At 41.3% G+C, this 18472-nt stretch carries 14 protein-coding genes and 1 pseudogene; 8 read left to right on the forward strand and 7 right to left on the reverse strand.

Going from position 1 to position 18472, the window contains the following annotated elements; translation table 11 throughout:
• Positions 1-81 precede the first annotated feature (81 nt).
• Positions 82-1323, reverse strand: coding sequence for a hypothetical protein (locus AC5JMK_RS06685; RefSeq protein WP_495909696.1), 1242 nt, complete (start codon positions 1321-1323; stop codon positions 82-84).
• A gap of 174 nt (positions 1324-1497) precedes the next feature.
• Between AC5JMK_RS06685 and AC5JMK_RS06690 the strand changes: the two genes are divergently transcribed.
• Complete coding sequence (locus tag AC5JMK_RS06690) at positions 1498-2049, forward strand: DciA family protein (protein WP_096675165.1); 552 nt, start codon at positions 1498-1500, stop codon at positions 2047-2049.
• A 3-nt stretch (positions 2050-2052) separates the two neighbouring features.
• Here AC5JMK_RS06690 and AC5JMK_RS06695 read toward each other — a convergent pair whose 3' ends face one another.
• Positions 2053-3093, reverse strand: coding sequence for a CHAT domain-containing protein (locus AC5JMK_RS06695; RefSeq protein WP_495909697.1), 1041 nt, complete (start codon positions 3091-3093; stop codon positions 2053-2055).
• A gap of 115 nt (positions 3094-3208) precedes the next feature.
• On the opposite strand from AC5JMK_RS06695, the gene AC5JMK_RS06700 reads away from it, so the two are divergent.
• Positions 3209-3445 (forward strand): type II toxin-antitoxin system Phd/YefM family antitoxin, encoded by a 237-nt coding sequence (locus AC5JMK_RS06700; protein ID WP_495909698.1) that lies wholly within the window; start codon positions 3209-3211, stop codon positions 3443-3445.
• A 154-nt stretch (positions 3446-3599) separates the two neighbouring features.
• Here the strand turns inward: AC5JMK_RS06700 and AC5JMK_RS06705 are convergent, their stop codons facing one another.
• Entirely contained in the window at positions 3600-3818 is a 219-nt protein-coding gene (locus tag AC5JMK_RS06705; protein ID WP_495909699.1) for a hypothetical protein, read from the reverse strand.
• Positions 3787-7146, reverse strand: coding sequence for a tetratricopeptide repeat protein (locus AC5JMK_RS06710; RefSeq protein WP_495909700.1), 3360 nt, complete (start codon positions 7144-7146; stop codon positions 3787-3789). Before AC5JMK_RS06710 ends, AC5JMK_RS06705 begins: the two co-directional genes overlap by 32 nt.
• A gap of 167 nt (positions 7147-7313) precedes the next feature.
• On the opposite strand from AC5JMK_RS06710, the pseudogene AC5JMK_RS06715 reads away from it, so the two are divergent.
• Positions 7314-7473 (forward strand): annotated as a pseudogene (locus tag AC5JMK_RS06715) (IS701 family transposase); the annotation flags it as partial.
• 356 nt (positions 7474-7829) lie between these two features.
• Positions 7830-8123 carry a hypothetical protein gene (locus AC5JMK_RS06720; protein WP_495909701.1) on the forward strand — a complete coding sequence of 98 codons (294 nt, stop codon included), beginning with the start codon at positions 7830-7832 and terminating at the stop codon, positions 8121-8123.
• 323 nt (positions 8124-8446) lie between these two features.
• Here AC5JMK_RS06720 and AC5JMK_RS06725 read toward each other — a convergent pair whose 3' ends face one another.
• The 3 genes from AC5JMK_RS06725 to dnaA all read right to left on the reverse strand — a co-directional run bounded on the left by AC5JMK_RS06725 (position 8447) and on the right by dnaA (position 13531).
• A complete protein-coding gene (locus AC5JMK_RS06725) occupies positions 8447-10441 on the reverse strand; it encodes a tetratricopeptide repeat-containing S1 family peptidase (RefSeq protein ID WP_495909702.1) in 1995 nt (664 codons plus the stop codon).
• A gap of 241 nt (positions 10442-10682) precedes the next feature.
• Positions 10683-11852 (reverse strand): DNA polymerase III subunit beta, encoded by a 1170-nt coding sequence (gene dnaN, locus AC5JMK_RS06730; protein ID WP_096675162.1) that lies wholly within the window; start codon positions 11850-11852, stop codon positions 10683-10685.
• 305 nt (positions 11853-12157) lie between these two features.
• On the reverse strand, positions 12158-13531 hold the full coding sequence (gene dnaA / locus AC5JMK_RS06735; protein ID WP_096675161.1) for a chromosomal replication initiator protein DnaA: 1374 nt from the start codon (positions 13529-13531) through the stop codon (positions 12158-12160).
• A gap of 528 nt (positions 13532-14059) precedes the next feature.
• Between dnaA and AC5JMK_RS06740 the strand changes: the two genes are divergently transcribed.
• The 4 genes from AC5JMK_RS06740 to AC5JMK_RS06755 all read left to right on the forward strand — a co-directional run bounded on the left by AC5JMK_RS06740 (position 14060) and on the right by AC5JMK_RS06755 (position 18401).
• Positions 14060-15226, forward strand: coding sequence for an HhoA/HhoB/HtrA family serine endopeptidase (locus AC5JMK_RS06740; protein WP_096678830.1), 1167 nt, complete (start codon positions 14060-14062; stop codon positions 15224-15226).
• A gap of 38 nt (positions 15227-15264) precedes the next feature.
• Entirely contained in the window at positions 15265-15798 is a 534-nt protein-coding gene (def, locus tag AC5JMK_RS06745; RefSeq protein ID WP_495909718.1) for a peptide deformylase, read from the forward strand.
• Positions 15799-15893: 95 nt separating this feature from the next.
• Positions 15894-17075 carry an HMA2 domain-containing protein gene (locus AC5JMK_RS06750; RefSeq protein ID WP_096675159.1) on the forward strand — a complete coding sequence of 394 codons (1182 nt, stop codon included), beginning with the start codon at positions 15894-15896 and terminating at the stop codon, positions 17073-17075.
• Between the two features lie 15 nt (positions 17076-17090).
• Positions 17091-18401, forward strand: coding sequence for an HMA2 domain-containing protein (locus AC5JMK_RS06755; protein ID WP_495909703.1), 1311 nt, complete (start codon positions 17091-17093; stop codon positions 18399-18401).
• Positions 18402-18472: the final 71 nt, after the last annotated feature.

The raw sequence follows: 18472 nt of genomic DNA on the forward strand, positions 1-18472 counted from the left end.
CGCCGAAATGATTTTTGGGTTCGCCGAAATGATTTCTGGGTTCGCCGAAATGATTCTTTTCTGGGAACCAAAGCTTATTAGCTACTCGACTTTGGCTGTAATTCCCTGACTTTGTAAAAATTGCATCTGTTTTTTGACTTGTTCTTTAGTTTTGAAAGCTCCCAGATAAATTAATTTTTTATCTTTTGATAAATAAGCATCAGGAACTACTTGCCTGACTGTGGCGAAGCTTTTTTCATCTTTATTATTTATAATGATGTGAAAAAATCCATCCGTCGATGGTTTTATTCCTGGATCATCGATATTTTGTAGACTTGGTGTTGGTTTTGGCGTGGTAGGAATCACACCAGCAGCAACAGTTGGTGATGCGATCGGCGAGAATGTTGGTTGTGCTTCTGTAGTCGTCTCAGGTGCTATTGTCGGATTTTGAGTAACTTGACTAGATTCTTTTACAAGTGTTGGCTTGGGTTTTGGTGTTAAACCAACAACATCATCGGGATTTTTAACTTCAGGAAATTCGCTAGTTTCTAGATTGGGAATTTTAGGGATGGGTGTAAGTTCTGGTTGTGCGACTGCGGTAATTTTTGGTTGGTTGTTTGTTGGTGGTTGGTGATTCGGGGTATTTTTTTTAAATAAACCACCGAAACTCAAACTCGGCAAACTTTTCAGATTAAATACTGCATAACTAAGGCTAAGACTTGCCATCAACAGCAGTAGCATTGAGCCTATACCCAAAGGTGAGAGCAGACTGTCATGAGAATTCTTACGCTTCTGGGTTGGTGATTGTTCTTCTGTTAAACTTCGCAGCAGTGCTTCTGACGATTCTAAATAGTCATTAGGTGGTTTGGGAATGTCGTCTGCTTTGACGATATTCTCACTCTCATCTGTTTTAATTAACGCAGGCACAATACTAGCGGAATTTGGTACAGGTGCAGAGTGAATAGTGGAAGTGCGCTGTTGCTGTGTAGATTCTTCCTTGACTGGTCTTGGTACTTGTACTTGTTCTTGGGTGTCTGGTTCAGATGTTTGTGTTGCGGTGGTGGAAAACTGTGGTAAGGATATTTCCTCACTACAGTTGGTGACTGGTGATGGGGTTTTAACTTCAGTTGTAGAAGTGGCAATTATCTGTTGAAATTTACTACTGATGGGACTACCCATACGAGTTTGACTAAGTGTCTTGTATGTAAATCGTGTACGTCGATAACGTGCCAACTCTTGATCCAGTTGTACTTCTAAACTCGCCAGTGCTGCTGCAAGTACTGGCTTTAACTCAGGTGTTTTGGAGGATTTTGCACCCGAATCTACCACAGGGTTTTGACTCATTGCCTATCTGCCTCAAACCTAGACTGCCAGATTAATCAAAAGGTAAACTAAAAAAGCCAAGTGCGATCGCCAATCGTTTCATTAAAAATATCTGTGTACCAACACTATCGTACATTTACATATATTTTGATGTGATGCATCAACCAAATTTAATTGTGACGCTCATAAACTAGGATGTCGTTGAAATCTGTTAATGATATCTTAAATGTTCTCCAACTAGAGACCAAGCTACAAGAGCAACCATTTCAACGTTTGCTTAAATGTTGGTCTGAAGTTGTAGGAACAGCAGTAGCAGCCCATACTCGTCCATTGTCAATTCAGCGTAACGTGTTGTGGGTGGCAACTTCTAGTGCTGCTTGGGCGCAAAACTTGACTTTTGAACGTCAAAGGCTACTTGTAAAATTAAATGCACTACTTCCTAATCCTTTAGTGGATATTCGCTTTTCGACTGCTGAGTGGCACTCTAGCAAACAAGTTGCTAATCAACCAAACTCATCTGTAAATCCCCAGCATCCAAGTTACCTTGGTAAACAAATCGCTACAGAAAATCATGTCAACTCCAGTGCTGGTGATGCTAATACAACTTTTGCAGATTGGGCAGTGACAATACAAACGCGATCGCACCATTTACCCCTTTGTCCTCAGTGTGAATGTCCCACACCCCCCGGTGAACTCCAGCGTTGGGGTGTTTGTTGTTTATGTGCTGCTAAAAAGTTTTCTCGTTAAAAATTAAATTGTTAAATTCACCAAATTTAACAAATCGTGCCAATTAGCACCTAGCCATGCAGTAATTTTTGTGAGATGTGGCTGAAGTTTGGCGATCGCATCGGCAAACCCTTCAGCTTTCTTGGCATATTTCAAGGCTCGGTTTAATGCATCACCTATTTCATCTTTATCTGGCTGTAACTTATTTAACTCCTCCTGTGCATCAGCAAAGGCATTGTCAATTTTACGACGGTCTGAGCTTTCTAACTTCGCTAATATTTCACGTAAGGCATTGAGTTCTGCTTGTATGTTGACGCTTGCAGGTGCAGGTAAACTGACTTGTTGAAAATTGACGTTTGCAGTGCTACTATCTCCCGTGATAATTGCGCTACCAGTGGCATTACCCCCAATAGAAACTGAACGGTTTTGTCCGCTTTTATTGTCATGATTCACACCATTATCTTTGTCAAATTTGGCTGGATTTGTTGCCTGTACTGTCTGATAACGCCGTCGCCTCATTTTGATTGTTGGGGTTAAATATTCTGGAATTCCTTGCAAATCAATGGAGGTACAACCCATTTGAAAACAATCCTCATAATTCCTGAGTGCTGCTAAGGCAGTATAAAATCCGACGCTAAACTTAATCGCCGCTCTATCTCCAATCGCCTGATTCATCCCCACCACGCAATCAATGTATTGATGAATTGCTGTAGCTTGTTCTTCGCTGTAGCAGGCGTTGAGTAAAACACACTCAACTTGTGACTCAAACAAATCAAATAGCTTTGCCAGGGCTTGGGTACTGACAAGTTGCACGTGTCCAGAATTATCTTCCAAAGCTAATCTATCAGTACCAGAGCCATGTCCAGAAAAGTGAACAATTGTTGGTTGATGGTGAGACAAAAAGCGGGTTAAATCATCCACTCGTACCGCAGATTCAGTGATGATTTGAAATTCCTCTCGATTTGGAGAGAGTTGCAGTGTGTTTTTGATTTCCCGCACCTCCTCATCTAAGCGCAGATTAATTGTGTTTTTAGGGTTGGCGGAGAGGATGAGGATTTTTTTCACAGTGTTATTTGATTTTGATATGGTGATGTGTTGCAGGAAATTAAGGAGAGGATTTTTGCAGTACCATACAGATAGAAAGGGGATAAAAAAGATAAACTAAGCTATTAGACCCAAAATGCAACAAATTAGTACCAACGAATTACCTGAAAATCTCCAAAAACTATTAACAGAAGTACAACGTACTAAAACACCCTTAACTGTTACCCATGAAGGCAAACCATTAGTAATTATATCTCCTGCGACAATTCAACCTAAACGTGCAAATTTTGGAGCAATGAAAGGAAGCGGAGAAATTTTTGGAGATTTAATAACTCCAGCAGTTTCCCTTAGGACTTGGGAAGTGCTTCATTAAGAAGTAAAAAGTAAAAAGTAAGAAGTAAAAAGTAAAAAGATAATCCCCATAAATAAATTGAGGGGATTTGTAATGAACGTCTTATTTCTCGCGGCACTTTCCGCTTGAAATAAATGTTTTTATTTCGTTCCATAACCGAAGTTGGGGGCTATGGCTAACGCCACGCTACGCTATCAAACCATTTTCCTTTTTCTTTATGAGTGCCTTTTAACTTTTTACTTTTGCCTTGTTCAGTGAAACTTTTACTAGATACCCACATCTGGCTTTGGTGTTTCTTGGTTGCAAACATTAAGCTAGTCCAGTAGGGTGTGTTGTCGCGCAACGCACCATTTTCAAGGTTTCTACCAATAAACCGAGTTTCGACTTCGCTCAACTCTCGACGGTTGAGGGTTGAGCGAAGTCGAAACCCGACTTGTTGAGACTACGAATGATTTACTCCTCCTCCTCCTCGTTCTCCCCTCCTTCAACTCACGATGCTGCTGCTCGGCATGAACCGTTAAAACCTTCGCCAGCAATTCCACCTGACAATCGTCACTGGGGCATTGTTGCGTAGCTTTCAGTGCCTGTCCCCAGTTTTTCAAGTCCGCTGCGGCTTCGGCAATGTCTCTTAAGGCTGTGGATCTTCTGCCATCGGAATCCTGAATCTGGTTGGCAGAGGCGATCGCTTTTTCGAGCAAGGGAGCGGCTTTTTCCGGTTGCTTGAGCTTGCCAATGCCTTCGGCAATGACTCTTAAAGCATAGGCTTTGTCTTCGGAATCCTGAATCTGGTTGGCAGAGGCGATCACTTGCTTGAGCAAGGGAGCAGCTTTTTCGGGTTGTTGAGCTTCTCCATAGGCTTGGGCAATGGCTCTTAAAGCATAAACTTTGTAACGGGAATCCTGAATCTGGTTGGCAGAGGCGATCACTTGCTTGAGCAAGGGAGCAGCTGTTTCGGGTTGTTGTAACTCTCCAATGGCTTGGGCAATGGTAATAAAGGCACTGGCTTTGTTATCGGAATTCTGAATCTGGTTGGCAGAGGCGAGTGCTTTTTCGAGCAAGGGAGCAGCTGTTTGGGGTTGTTGTAGCTCTCCAATGGCTTGGGCAATGGCTCTTAAAACTCTTGGTTTGTCATCGGAATCCTGAATCTGGTTGGCAGAGTCGAGTGCTTTTTCGAGCAAGGGAGCAGCTGTTTGGGGTTGTTGTAGCTCTCCAATGGCTTGGGCAATGAGACTTAAGGCATAGGCTTTGTCATCGGAATTCTGAATCTCGTTGGCAGAGGCGATCTCTCCCTCAAGCAAATCAGCAGCTTTTTCGGGTTGGTTGAGCTTGCCATAGGCTTGGGCAATGGCTCTTAAAACTCTTGGTTTGTAAAAGGAATCCTGAATCTCGTTGGCAGCGAGTGCTTTTTCGAGCAAATCAGCGGCAATTTCTGGTTGTTGAGCTTCTCCATAGGCTTGGGCAATGGCTATTAAGGCAAAGGCTTGGGCACTGGCTCTTGAGCCTCTTGCTTTGTCTTCGGAATCCTGAATCTGGTTGGCAGCGAGTGCTTTTTCGAGCAAATCAGCGGCAATTTCTGGTTGGTTGAGCTTGCCAATGGCTTGGGCAATGGCTCTCAAGGCATACGCTTTGCCACGGAAATCCTGAATCTGGTTGGCAGAGTCGAGTGCTTTTTCGAGCAAATCAGCGGCTTTTTCGGATTGGTTAAGCTTGCCAATGGCTTGGGCAATGGCACTTAAGGCATGGCCTTTGTCTTCGGAATTCTCCATCTGGTTGGCAGAAGCGAGTGCTTTTTCGAGCAAATCAGCGGCTTTTTCGGGTTGTTGAGCTTCTCCATAGGCTTGGGCAATGGCTATTAAGGCATACGCTTTGTAACTGGAATTCTCCATCTGGTTGGCAGAGGCGAGTGCTTTTTCGAGCAAGGGAGCGGCTTTTTCGGATTGGTTGAGCTTGCCAATGGCTTGGGCAATGGCACTTAAGGCATTGGCTTTGTCTTCGGAATCCTGAATCTGGTTGGCAGAGGCGAGTGCTTTTTCGAGCAAGGGAGCGGCTTGAGCAGAATTTTCATCCTTAGCAAAGGCGACAGCCGCTTTTGATTGATACTCAGGACCCGTCCGCTGACTCACATCAGTCAAGTTCCAGCGAATTTGAGTCAATTGCCCCGGACTTGTATAATTCAACCAACCCCAAAACCCCAGCGCCAGTAAGAGGATACTCCCAATCCCCCCCAAACTCAAGTAAATTCGCTGCTTACCACCTTGACGTAGTGCTACGCTAGCTTGAATAAATTCTTGCTCCCCTTTGCTCAGTTCTTCTCGGCGTTGTTCCAGCTTTTCTTCGGCTTCTTTTAACACTGCACCCCGCAACAATGCCCCTTCATCCCGTTGCATTTTTTGCCATTGAAGCATTGCGAACCGCAGCCTTTCTTGCCAAGCGCGAAAGCTACGGTCTGCATTCATCCATTGTCGCAGTTCTTCCCAATTACGAATCAACGCTTCATGAACAACTTCCACAGTTTCTTGGTTAGCAGCATTTTGACTGGTGACGACTAATCGATCATCCGCTAACTGTGTCACCAATTTCCAGCGTTCTTCACCCAATTCGGCTTTCGTCGCCACTCGTCGCGTATCTTGTCTGTCTTCACCCGGTTGCACTAATTGGATGAAAATCCGCCGTACCTGTTCTTTCTGGGCTGTACTATACTTACCATAATTCTGATCTGCATGACGAGCCAACGCACCTTGTACTTTACCTATGTGCTGATAAGCTGTATGAGTTAACTGTTTACCCTGGCGCTGCTTCCACAATTGGGTTAACGCAAACTCCAAAAGAGGTAAATTTCCTGGTTCATCTTGCACATCATCCAAAATGCGTTCCACCAGTCCGCCTTCAAATGTTACCCCCAACTTTTCAGCAGGTTTTGCAATCACTTGTGAAAGTTCATTATGATTCATCGACCTGAGCTTAATATCAGCTTTTAATACATCTCCAAAAGGGGGATATGATAGAGCATTGCCTAAGAAATCTGCCCGCATGGTTGCAACTAGCACATTAGTCTTGCCTGGGGAAGATTGAAAGCAGGCTAATAAGATATCTAAAAAACTATGGCGAGTTTTTTGATCCGCACACAAAGTATAAAGTTCTTCAAACTGGTCGGCAATCAACAAAACCCGATGATTGGGATAATTCCGTTGAATTTTGGAGAAAACATCTTGAAGAGGAACGGAACCATTAGCAAAGTATTCAGCTAACTGACGAGCTTGAAACATTTGCTCAGTAGCATTTTTATCCGGCTCGTAAAGGGGAACCAGCGACTCAGCCAGAGCTTGGAATGGTTCTGAACCGGGACGAAAATGGGTAAACTTCCAGTAACCTGCTTTTTGCAGCTTTGGCACTAATCCCGCCAACACCACGGAAGATTTACCGCTTCCCGACGCACCCAACACAGGTATAAAATTACGGTTTTGAGTCGCCGCGAATAGTTCTTCTACAAATACCTCACGTCCAAAGAAAAACTCCGCATCATTGGGACCAAAGGGAAACAAACCGCGATAGGGACAGGGAAGGGTTTCGTCCGTAGCAACCGTAGATTCAATAGGTACTACCGTTGTATTTTCACGGTAATTGTAGTTGATGATAGTGATAGTAGCAGTGTTGCGATCGCCAGTAATGATCGCACTGCTGTCAGCACTCCCTCCGACTTTGGCACTGCGGTCTTCTGTCATATCAACCTCGTTTATTGATTGCGTAAGGCTTGTACTGATTTAATACGTCACATCAATATGTAGTAGTCGTAAAATCTACGTAAGCATTCAAAGGACTACTACAGTACAAACAGCTTTAATTACGCAAAACTTCACAAGTTGAATTGAAACAAACCCCTCACATGGCGCATACTAGACAAATTTCACCAATAAGAAGAAAGTCGTTACCAGAAATAGCTTTCACTGGTAAGTATAAACTCTACATAGTCATTACACCATTTTTTAGCAAATTCAGAGTGGTCAGTAAATAAATTAAAAAAGCGAAGATTAAATAAAATCAAGAAAGTACGGTTATGTATGCTACCTTTTCTATTTATCTACTATGCCAGAATATATAAAAAATCATCTTACACTATATTCTGGTACTAAATTAAAAGTCTTAACACCTCAATAACTTTTATTTTACCCTTGATCCCCAACCTGTTTTATCTAAAATCAGACCTATTTCAATTTATTTGGTTGTGTGTCGTATTGTTAACAAAATAGTTGACAAACATAACACGAAGATAAAAAAAATCTAAAGCAATATCCTTCTTGGGGATCGCTATAACCCATATATAAATATGCTTTTTGGTACAAAACAGCATTAATAAGTGTATGCAAAATTAGATTATGTCAACAAGCCTTAGAAGGCACCATAATATATGAAAAACATTAAATACTTAACTTCTGCCTGCAAATATTGTCGTTATTACCAACCAGAAGGGCGTCGTGGTGGTATGTGTCAACAGTTGGGAGCGCCAGTACAAGCTTCTTGGAAAGCTTGTTCCTTTGCTCTACCACCATTTGCTCCCTCTTGGGAAAAATTGGAAGATGTTTGGAGCTTACCAGATGCTACCCCAGCCTTAATTTCAGATATCACTAAATCTGTGACTCTTAAAGACGAAGTAGCTAGCTGTACTTCTGAACATACAAAAGCAAAAGTTATGATACATTAGCTTTCTACTACTGATCTGAGATCAGTTAACTAGTAGAAGCACAAGTTCTATAATTTTTTATACATCAATCAAGGTAAAATGAAACTCAGACCCCTTTACAGTCAACTTTTCAAATAGTGGTGTAAAAAAAGTGAACGGCAGAGGGTTGAACTTTGCTAATTCCAAGATAAAATTTGCTTTTTAATGATTATGGGTCTAGACCAACCTTGATATCTACAAAAATCGCTCCTTTGATAGAGGAGCGATTTTTAGTGATTGGTTATGGGTCAATAAGGGTAGTTGGTTTTCCTACTTCCCCTTTCCCCTTTCCCCGCATTCCCTTTTTACTGTTCTAGTTTTCTAATCTGAATGAGTGTATCCTCGTAATAATTATTATTGTTTTGTTGCCGATAAAGCTCTGCGGCTTGTTTAAAATCAGCAAGAGCGCCTTTTTTATCTCCTAAATCACGACGTGTTAGCGCTCTATTGTAGTAAGCATTGGCATATTGAGAATTAATTTTGATGGCTTGATTAAAATCAGCAAGTGCCTGTTGCAAATTTTTCGAGTCAAAGTAGGCTATACCCCTGTTATAATAAGCTTTGTCATAGCCTGGTTTATAGTTGATTGCCTGATTATAGTCAGCGATCGCTCCTTGTTTATCTCCCAAATCAGAGCGAGTTAAACCCCGGTTAAGATAAGCATTGGCATATTTAGGATTTATCTTGAGAGCTTGATTGTAATCAGTTATAGCCCCTTGTTTGTCTCCTAATTCATAACGGGTTAATCCCCGGTTGTAGTAAGCTTTGTCATAGTTGGGATTAAGCTTGATCGCCTGATTAAAGTTATTTAATGCTCCTTGTTTATCTCCCAAATCATAAAGGGTTAAACCCCGATAAATATAGGCGTCGGTATAATCGGGTTTGAGCTTGATAGTTTGATTGAAATCATCCAGCGCTTTTTTAGTGTCTCCCTTTTCAGAAAGAGCTACTCCCCGATTGTAGTAGGCAAGAGCATAGTTAGGATTAATCCTGATTGCTTGGTTGTAATCATCAATCTCCCCTTGTCTGTCTCCTAATTCATAGCGGGTTAAGCCACGATTGTAGTAGGCTTTGTCATAATTGGGATTGAGCTTGATCGCTTGATTATAGTCAGCGATCGCTCCTTTTTGATCACCGGATGCAGAGCGAGCTAAACCCCGATTATAGTAGGCTTTGTCATAGTTAGGATTAATCTTGAGGGCTTGATTATAATCCGCCATCGCCCCTTGTGTATCTTTCAATTGATAGCGTGCTAAACCTCGGTTCAGGTAAGCATCTTCTGCGTTGGGCTTAATTTTGAGTGACTGGTTATAATCAGCGATCGCCGCTTGGTATTGTTGCAATTCATAGTAGATTAAACCCCGATTGTAGTAAGCATCGTCATGTCTGGGGTTGATCTTCACAGTTTGAGTATAGTCAGCGATCGCTCCTTGTTTATCTCCACTATCAGAGCGGGCTATACCCCGGTTATAGTAGGCATTAGCATATTTAGGATTGAGACGAATTGCTTCAGTATAATTGGCGATCGCTCCTTGATAGTCTTTATTGCGATAACTATCATAAGCTTTGATAAAAAAGTCATCTGCTTTCGGCGCAGTCGGAGTAGTATTATTTCTAGTGTATGAACGCCCGCCTACATCGATCCCAACAGCTACCATTTTTTGCAAAGCAACATTGATGGTTGTACCTATACCAACTTCTTGCTCATCAGCCCTACCATGAACACCTACCAATTCCCCTTTTTCATTCAGTACAGGGCCACCACTCATCCCATTGAGAGTCTTATTTTCATATATTAAGTTATAACCATCACGCTGGGCTGCACCGTTAGCATTTATCTGTCCCTTGTTGAAAGAAAAGTAAGGATTAGAAATAGCTGCTGTTTTGGCTGGAAATCCACCTACATATACAGTTGTGGTTGCTGTTGCTTGATCAGAGTTACCGATTTTGGCAACATTGTAAGGTCTGCTACTACTAAACTCGACAATTGCCAAGTCTAATCCTTGCAAGTGTTTGACATTGCTAACTGCATAATTTTGTTGATCTGGTGTAATTACTTGATATTTTTTACTCTCTTTGACTACGTGATAAGCAGTTAAGACTGTATAACTGTCACCGGAACGTCTAATAATCACTCCCGAACCTGTAGCGGGAGGAATTTGATCATCCACAATCTGTACTGTAATCTCTTTACCTATGTTTTCTATGTCTTGAGAAGATAGAGCAACTGCGATGTGTGATTGCGTCAACACAATAGACGCGCCTATCAATACAGATGAAAGACTGTAAAAATACTTCATATTTATAACCTTACTAAGGTCTTTTTATTTACATATTTGCATTAAATAAAATTCTGTTGATGTAGGCAAGATATTTATAACAATCCTAATTTATGAGAATCGCAGAGCTTATATCCTCGACACTCATGCGAAGTCGGGGAGCTTGTCTGGAGCGAATAATTTCGGAATACTGTAGTTTCCTAGAACAAAGAAAATAACTAGGTAGTTACCCCGTCAAAGACAAATGAAAGCTAAGATACATTTAATTACGCAACTGTACAGGCATAGCTAAATAAGTCATTTTTAAACCGCCCAAAGGAGTAAAAATCACTGGGGTGAGTTCTGTATTCATCTGCATCAAAATTTCGGAAGCTGGCAAAGCTTTTAAGCCTTCCATTAAATATTTAATATTAAAAGCAATATCTATATCTTCTCCTAATATGTGGGCTGGCATTGATTCCATTGCACTACCCACATCCTGAGATTCCACAGATAAGGTAATTTCTTGAGCATCGCCATTAACGCTGACTTTCACCAAGTTATTCTTTTGGTCTGCGAGTACAGCAATTCGTTCCAAACTACTCAATAATTGCTTTCTTTCTAATGTCAATTCTCTTTGAAATTGTTTAGGAATAAGTAGACGGTAAGCAGGATACTGACCTTCTAAAGTACGGCTAGTTAAGCGTTGATGCTGCCATTCAAATACAACTTGACCTTGATCAAAATATAAAGCCACAGGTTCTTCAGATTCAGAATTATGAGCCAACATCCGCTCTAGTTCACGCAAGGCTCTTGCTGGTACTGTCACCTCTAAACTATCTTCACTACTAGCATCTGGACTCTCATTTGTAGTTTCTACGACTGCGAGGCGATGTCCATCAGTAGCGGCGAATTCTAGGGTATCTTGCTTAACTGTCAAATGTACACCAGTTAGTACTTGCTTGGTTTCATCTGCACTAGTAGCAAATAATGAACCCCGCAAACCCTCAATTAGTGTAGTCGCACTGAACTGCATAGGTTGAGCATTTTCAATTACGGGTAATTCTGGAAACTCTTCGCCTCCCATTGCTCGCACCTGATAACGTCCGCTCTTAGGTGTGAGTGTGACAATTAAACCGCTATAGTCTGGTAAGTTCTCGGCTGTAGAAGATGATTCATCGTCCAGAGTAATTTCTCCCTCTGATAAACGAGAAACTATATCATTGAGTAATTTCGCAGGTAGAGCGATCGCCCCTGGTTGTAAAACCTCAGCACCGAAACTCGTCCGTATACCCAAACTCAAATCAAACGCTGTTAGGCTAACTTGATTTGTTTCAGCATCAGCCTGCAACAGCACATTCGCCAGAACTGGATGAGTAGGACGAGAAGGAACAGCACGGCTGGTTAGTGAAAGGTGAGTACTGAGATCGCTTTGATTACAAACGAGTTTCATGATCAGGGTTAGCTGGTGTGCTTGGATATGGTAGCACCCTTGGGCAAGGATTGGGGATTGGGGATTGGGGATTATTGTGGAAAACTTGTGGAAAAACTGGGAACTTTTTCCACAGGGTAATTATGCTCACCAGAGTTTTCCACAGAATCTTTATGAGTTTTCCACAGAATCTTTATGATTTTTCCACAATCTAATTTATTCTTAATACTTTTTTATAGTTTACTTAATAATTTTAGTTATTAATTAATACTTTATTGTCTATTGTTAATTACCCCCCTTGTCCCCCATCCCCGACACCCGATATCCTACTTGGGGCGGCTTGTCAGATTAATGCGATCGCTCAGTTGGCGTAGTGTTTGTGCCAAGTTTTTATCTGTTTCTTTTAATTGAATAATTTTCTCACAACTGTACATAACTGTTGTGTGGTCTTTCCCACCAAATTCCTCTCCTATTCTAGGCAAACTTAAATCCGTGTGCTGCCGCATTAGATACATTCCTATCTGACGAGACCAACTAATTTCTCGCCGTCGTGAGTTGCTTTTAAGGTCTTCAATGGTAACATTAAACTCATCAGCAATGATAGTCAAAATTGTTTCTGGGGTTGCTTCTACTTTTTGAGTAGGAGGTTCCAAAACTGGTGCAACATTTTCTACCGTCATCGATAAACCCCAAATGGAAACATATGCTAGCGCCCGAATAAATGCTCCTTCCAATTCTCGAATATTTGAGGTGTAATTAGAGGCAATATATTCAATTACATCCTCTGGTAGACTGATATTTTCATACTCGGCTTTTTTTTGCAGAATAGCCATTCTAGTTTCTAAATCTGGCGGTTGAATATCAGCTATCAAGCCCATTGCAAACCGAGAACTGAGACGTTCTTGCAGCCGAGGAATTTGATTAGGAGGGCGATCAGAAGCAATCACAACTTGTTTGCCAGCTTCATGTAAGGTATTAAATGTATGAAAAAATTCTTCTTGGGTATATTCTTTACCCTCAATAAACTGAATATCATCAACTAAAATCAAATCTGCTGCTCGGTAGTGTTCGCGAAAACTTTGCATACTGTCTTTGCGAATAGCAGTGATTAAATCATTTGTAAACTGTTCGGTAGAAACATAGAATATTTTTGAATCTGGGCAAATTTCTAAGCGATAATGTCCGATCGCCTGCATGAGATGAGTTTTACCTAAACCCACACCACCGCACAAAAACAAGGGATTAAATTCTCTACCAGGTGATTCAGCAACCGCCAAAGCAGCAGCATGAGCCATACGATTATTGGCTCCGACTACAAATCGTGAAAAGGCATATTTGGGATTGAGTTCAGTCGTTTTCAGCCGATTTTTGACAGCATTTTCGGCAATATTACTCTGAAATGGTAATGATAAAGATGCTTCTTTGTCTGTAAACTGAGACACATCATCACCTTGAGCAACAGTAATATAAATTACCACAGGATAACCCAGAATATCCTGAACAACATCAGCAATTGTCTTAATGTAGTATTTTTGCAGCCAATTACGAGCAAAGGGGTTGGGAGTACAAATTACTAAATAGTTATTTTCTAATCGTTCAGCGCTAGCAGTTCTGATCCAAGTTTCAAAGGTGGGACGGGATAGTTCTAGCTGCAAGCGTTCCAAAACCTGACTCCACAGACTATCTATGGGAATTGCCATTATTTACCACCTTTGCTGCTAACCGTCACAATAATATAAGCAAGCACCAATCTAACAGTTATCAGTGATCAGTTATCAGTTAGCAGGGTCAATCCAAAATCTAAAATTGTTGAGTTCACACCATAAATTTGATAACTGTTCACTAATTTAATGTTTAGATTCCCCCAGTAGGCAATATCCTATCACTCACAGATTCAGATGGAGAAGTAAGCACGGATGAAGAATGCAGACAAGAATTTGCAACAGAGAAATCTTAATACTGAGTTAAGTCAATACTACTCGGTTAAGAAAATCGACCAACCTAAAATCTCTGTAGAGAAGCGAAATTTACGGTCTCTAGATTCCCAAAATCGCAGCGAAAAATCCTTAACCGAGCAGTATTGTGAGTTAAGTAAGTTAACAAATAAAGTTTCACAACAGGTGGAGATTGTTAGACACGGGGATGCGGAGAGTGTGTTTAATAAATTCTCCGCGTCCTCGCGTCAGTTCGTCCCCGCGTCAGTTCGTCCCCATGTCTTTGCGTCTTATATGCGGTTCCTGTTTGTAGCTAGCGTAGCATTTATATCTATAACTGGTTGTAATCGTAACGTAAACATACCGAGAAATCAAACACCTAATTCTCAAGTGCCAAACCCGATTAGCGCCCCTGTTCCTGCTCCTCCTGCGATTTTGCAATCATCTGGAGATCCTAACTTTGTGGTGAATGTGGTGCAAAAGGTAGGGCCATCTGTGGTTCGCATTGATTCTGCTAGAACAATAACATCATCAAGATCGGATGACTTCGGCGATCCATTTTTCCGGCGATTTTTTGGAGATGAACCACAGCCTCGACAGAGAGTCGAGCGGGGTAGTGGTTCTGGTTTTATTATCAGTGCCAATGGTCAAATTTTGACCAATTCTCATGTTGTTAATGGTACTGATACGGTAACGGTAAGATTAAAAGATGGTCGTACTTTTGATGGACGAGTCATAGGGGAAGATCCAGTTACTGACGTTGCTGTAGTGACGATTGATACGAAAGATTTGCCAACTATAGCTTTGGGTAATTCTGAGAGTTTGCAGCCAGGAGAAGCAGTAATTGCGATTGGTAATCCTTTGGGTTTAGACAATACTGTCACTTCTGGAATTATCAGTGCTACAGGACGTTCTGGTAGTGCGATCGGGGCTAGCGATAAACGTGTTGATTATATTCAAACTGACGCTGCGATTAATCCTGGTAACTCTGGTGGACCTTTACTGAATAGTCGTGGAGAAGTCATTGGTATGAACACCGCTATCATTCGTGGCGCTCAAGGATTAGGTTTTGCTATTCCCATTAGCACTGCTCAAAGAATCGCTAAAGAATTAATCACTAATGGAAAAGTAGATCATCCCTATTTGGGTATTCAGATGGTGACGCTGACACCCGAAATTAAAGAAAGAATCGGGAAATTAGGTATTAATATCAATACAGATAAAGGGGTTTTATTGATTGATGTGATCAGACGCTCTCCCGCAGCCAATGCTGGACTACGAGAAGGTGATGTGATTCAAAGTATCAATAACCAGTCTGTGAATGAGGTTGAACAAGTGCAAAAATTAGTAGAAAACAGTAAAATAGGAGTCCCGTTGCAATTAGAAGTACAACGCGATGGACGCAATTTGCAAGTTGCAGTTCGACCTGCTGCTTTGCCTGTTCAGCGTGAAAGTCTATAAAATTATGAATGAAAAGATTTCATATGGGAGTTTAAATGATGAGCGAAATGCTCTCAATTATTCAATTAGGTCATCCTATACTTCGTAAAAAAGCAGCTGAAGTTGAAAATATCCAAGACCAAGCCATTCAGCAGCTGGTTGACAATTTAATTGTTACAGTTTGTGAAGCTAACGGTGTAGGTATTGCTGCTTCTCAGGTTGCTCAACCATATTGTGTCATGATTGTGGCGTCACGCCCTAATCCCAGGTATCCTCATGCTCCACAGATGGAACCCACAGCTATGATTAATCCCCGGATCATTGCTCATTCTAGTACTGTGAGTAAAGATTGGGAAGGTTGCTTAAGCATTCCTGGGATCAGGGGTCTAGTACCAAGGTATGAATCAGTAGAAGTTGAATACACAGACAGAAATGGCAAGATACAAAGACAATGGTTAACTAATTTTGTGGCTCGTATTTTTCAACACGAATATGATCATTTTGATGGTATAGTGTTTTTAGACCGCTTAGAAAGCAACTTAGATATTGTTACGGATCAGGAATACCAAAAATTAGTAATTAATAATATTTGACAAAAAATAATTCTAAAGAGCTATACAAAAGGCGGAATTTTAAGTTAAATTTAATTTGATGTTAACCTTTTGGCTTTGAGGTAGCTATTGGGTAAATGACAAAAACTATTAGTAGTCGCGAGGGGTTAAGTCAACCGCTGCAACCATCTTCTGGCTTAATCTTTGCTCATCAGCAAAGCGATGAAGTTCATAACCATAAGGGTGAAGTATCTACACGGTCAACAGCACAATCAATGCTTGGCAAGCTCAAAATTACTCATGTAACTCAAGGCCGCGTGCGAATCCGTGCCACTGACGTCAGTCATAACTCGATACTAGAAAGTTTATCCCGGCAATTACGGCAGCATCACGGTGTAACGGAAGTTACGACTAATAATAAAACCAGCAGTTTGCTGGTTAAATTTGATGAAACTAGGCTGTCTTTGCCACAGATGTTGGCAATACTGCAAGAGTTTGGCATTCAGCAATATCAAGCTGTCTGTGATTCAGAAAATAATAGTGATCCATTCGCTGCTTGGAAATCTGTAGAATTTTGGAAAGAGCAAGGACTTTCGTTTATTCCTTTATTTGCAGGGTTAGGAGTGACAGGGGCGATAGGAATTAACGGGTTGGCAGCAATTCCGGTATACATGATTACAGCAGACGCTACCCGACGTGTGATTGACTATATAGAACCTCAATTATTGGGATCTAAAAAGAATAAAAAATTGAATACAGCTTCTGCAACGCAATCAATAACAAAACATCAAGTGACACCTCAAATATCTTTAGCAAAAGTGGAGCAAATTACAACTGTCAAACGAGAATTATTGCCAGCAAAAAATGTGGACAATGCAAAGATTACTTACAACATTGTTCATGCAATTCCGGGGCGTATTAGGATGAGCGTACCAAAACTAGCTCATGACCGAAATTACGCAAAACGCTTGGAGAGATTGCTTGAAGCTGATCCCCAAGTTACAAACGTACGTATCAATTGTGATGCAGCATCAGTGGCGATCGCCTATCAACCGAACAATATCAAAGCGTCTCGCTGGGTTGATTTGATGCAACTAGCACAGAAGGAGACGACTGCACCACTGCAAACGACTAAGCAACCGCAAGTAGACGCGGTAACACAAAGACACACAGAAGCACAGCAGCAAAAAAAATTCCAGACAACAAAAGTGGAATCAACACCAGAGATAACTGGTTTATGGGCTAATTTCAAAGCTCCAGCTTTGTCTTATGCTCTCGCCTTTATGGCGAACTTTCCTATTAATGCAGCCCCGGACTGAGGAGGGAGGAAAGCAATGGTTGGATCGATATTACGACTGGTATCTACCCCAGAAAAAAAAACCCAAGTAAGAGTCACGCAGCATACTGATCACACTGAGCAGAAATCACCCCAAGAAGTCTACAGCATTACCTATGCAATGTCAGGACAAATCGGGTTGTGCGTACCTCGTATTTCCAGAGATTCTAGATATCTGGAACGACTTGGGAAGCTACTGAAAGCAGAAGCTTCAGTTACAAATGTGCAAATCAATAGTACTGCTGCATCTGTGGTAGTGACTTACAACTCTAGAGAAATGTCGGATGATGAGATGCGATCGCATCTCACTAATCTGATTCAATCTGCTGCACAAGAGCCAGTAACGATTCAACCAGGAAATTCCTACTCCAAAACTAGTCAAATACAAAGCGGACAGATTAAGTCTACTGAACTTGAACTGACAAAAGAAACTTATAGCATTACCTATGCAATGTCAGGACAAGTCGGGTTTTGTGTTCCTCGCATTTCCAGAGATGATAAATATCAAGAGCGTCTTGTAAAGTTGTTGAAAGCAGAGGCTTTGGTTACGAAGGTGCAAATAAATATCACTGCTGCGTCTATTGTGGTAATCTACAAATCTGGAGTCATGTCAGATTATGAGATGCGATCGCATCTAGTGAATCTGATTGAATCTGGCAGAGAACAGCCAGTAACGATACAACCAGCGAATTCATACCCAATAGTTAACCAAACAGAAAATGTACAAAAACAAGATCAGGAGAAATTACCAGTTCTCCCTGCATCTTCCCATCCTCTGGTTACAAGATGTTTTAATACCACTGCTGTTAAGGAAATGGCAGTTGCAACAATTACAGAACGCAAATTTGTATTTAGCAGAAACTTGCCTCAAGTAAGTATAAACAAGCAAGCATCCTCCGAAATTCATAACGGTGAAAACCAGAGTTCTTGTTTATCTACAGCAAAAATCCTGCCAGAGTCTTCATCTGGCCCTGACTCTGCTTTGCTTCCCCAGAAAACAGAACACAAAGCAAAGCAGCCAGATCACAAAGTAGCTTATAGCATTGCTCACGTCATTCCGGGAAGAATTCGTTTTCACGTGCCTCGGATCGCTCGTGATCCCAAATATGTGCAATGCTTAGAGGCTTTATTAAAAGCAGATCCAACAGTCATCGGCGAACGAGTCAACCGTGCAGCAGGATCAATAGTCATCACTTACAAATCTGCGGTGAAAGCCAATACCAAAGATTGTGATCGCAGTGTTTTGGAAGCTGCAATATCCCATTTAGCAAATCTGCTGCAATCTGCTAGTGATGTAGCAGTTGCTTAACTGCAAAGAACCCAAAAGCAGGAATTTTTCAACAAAATACAGGCTTGAAGACACTGTTTGTAATAAGGACT

This window comes from Pelatocladus sp., from assembly GCF_059505505.1.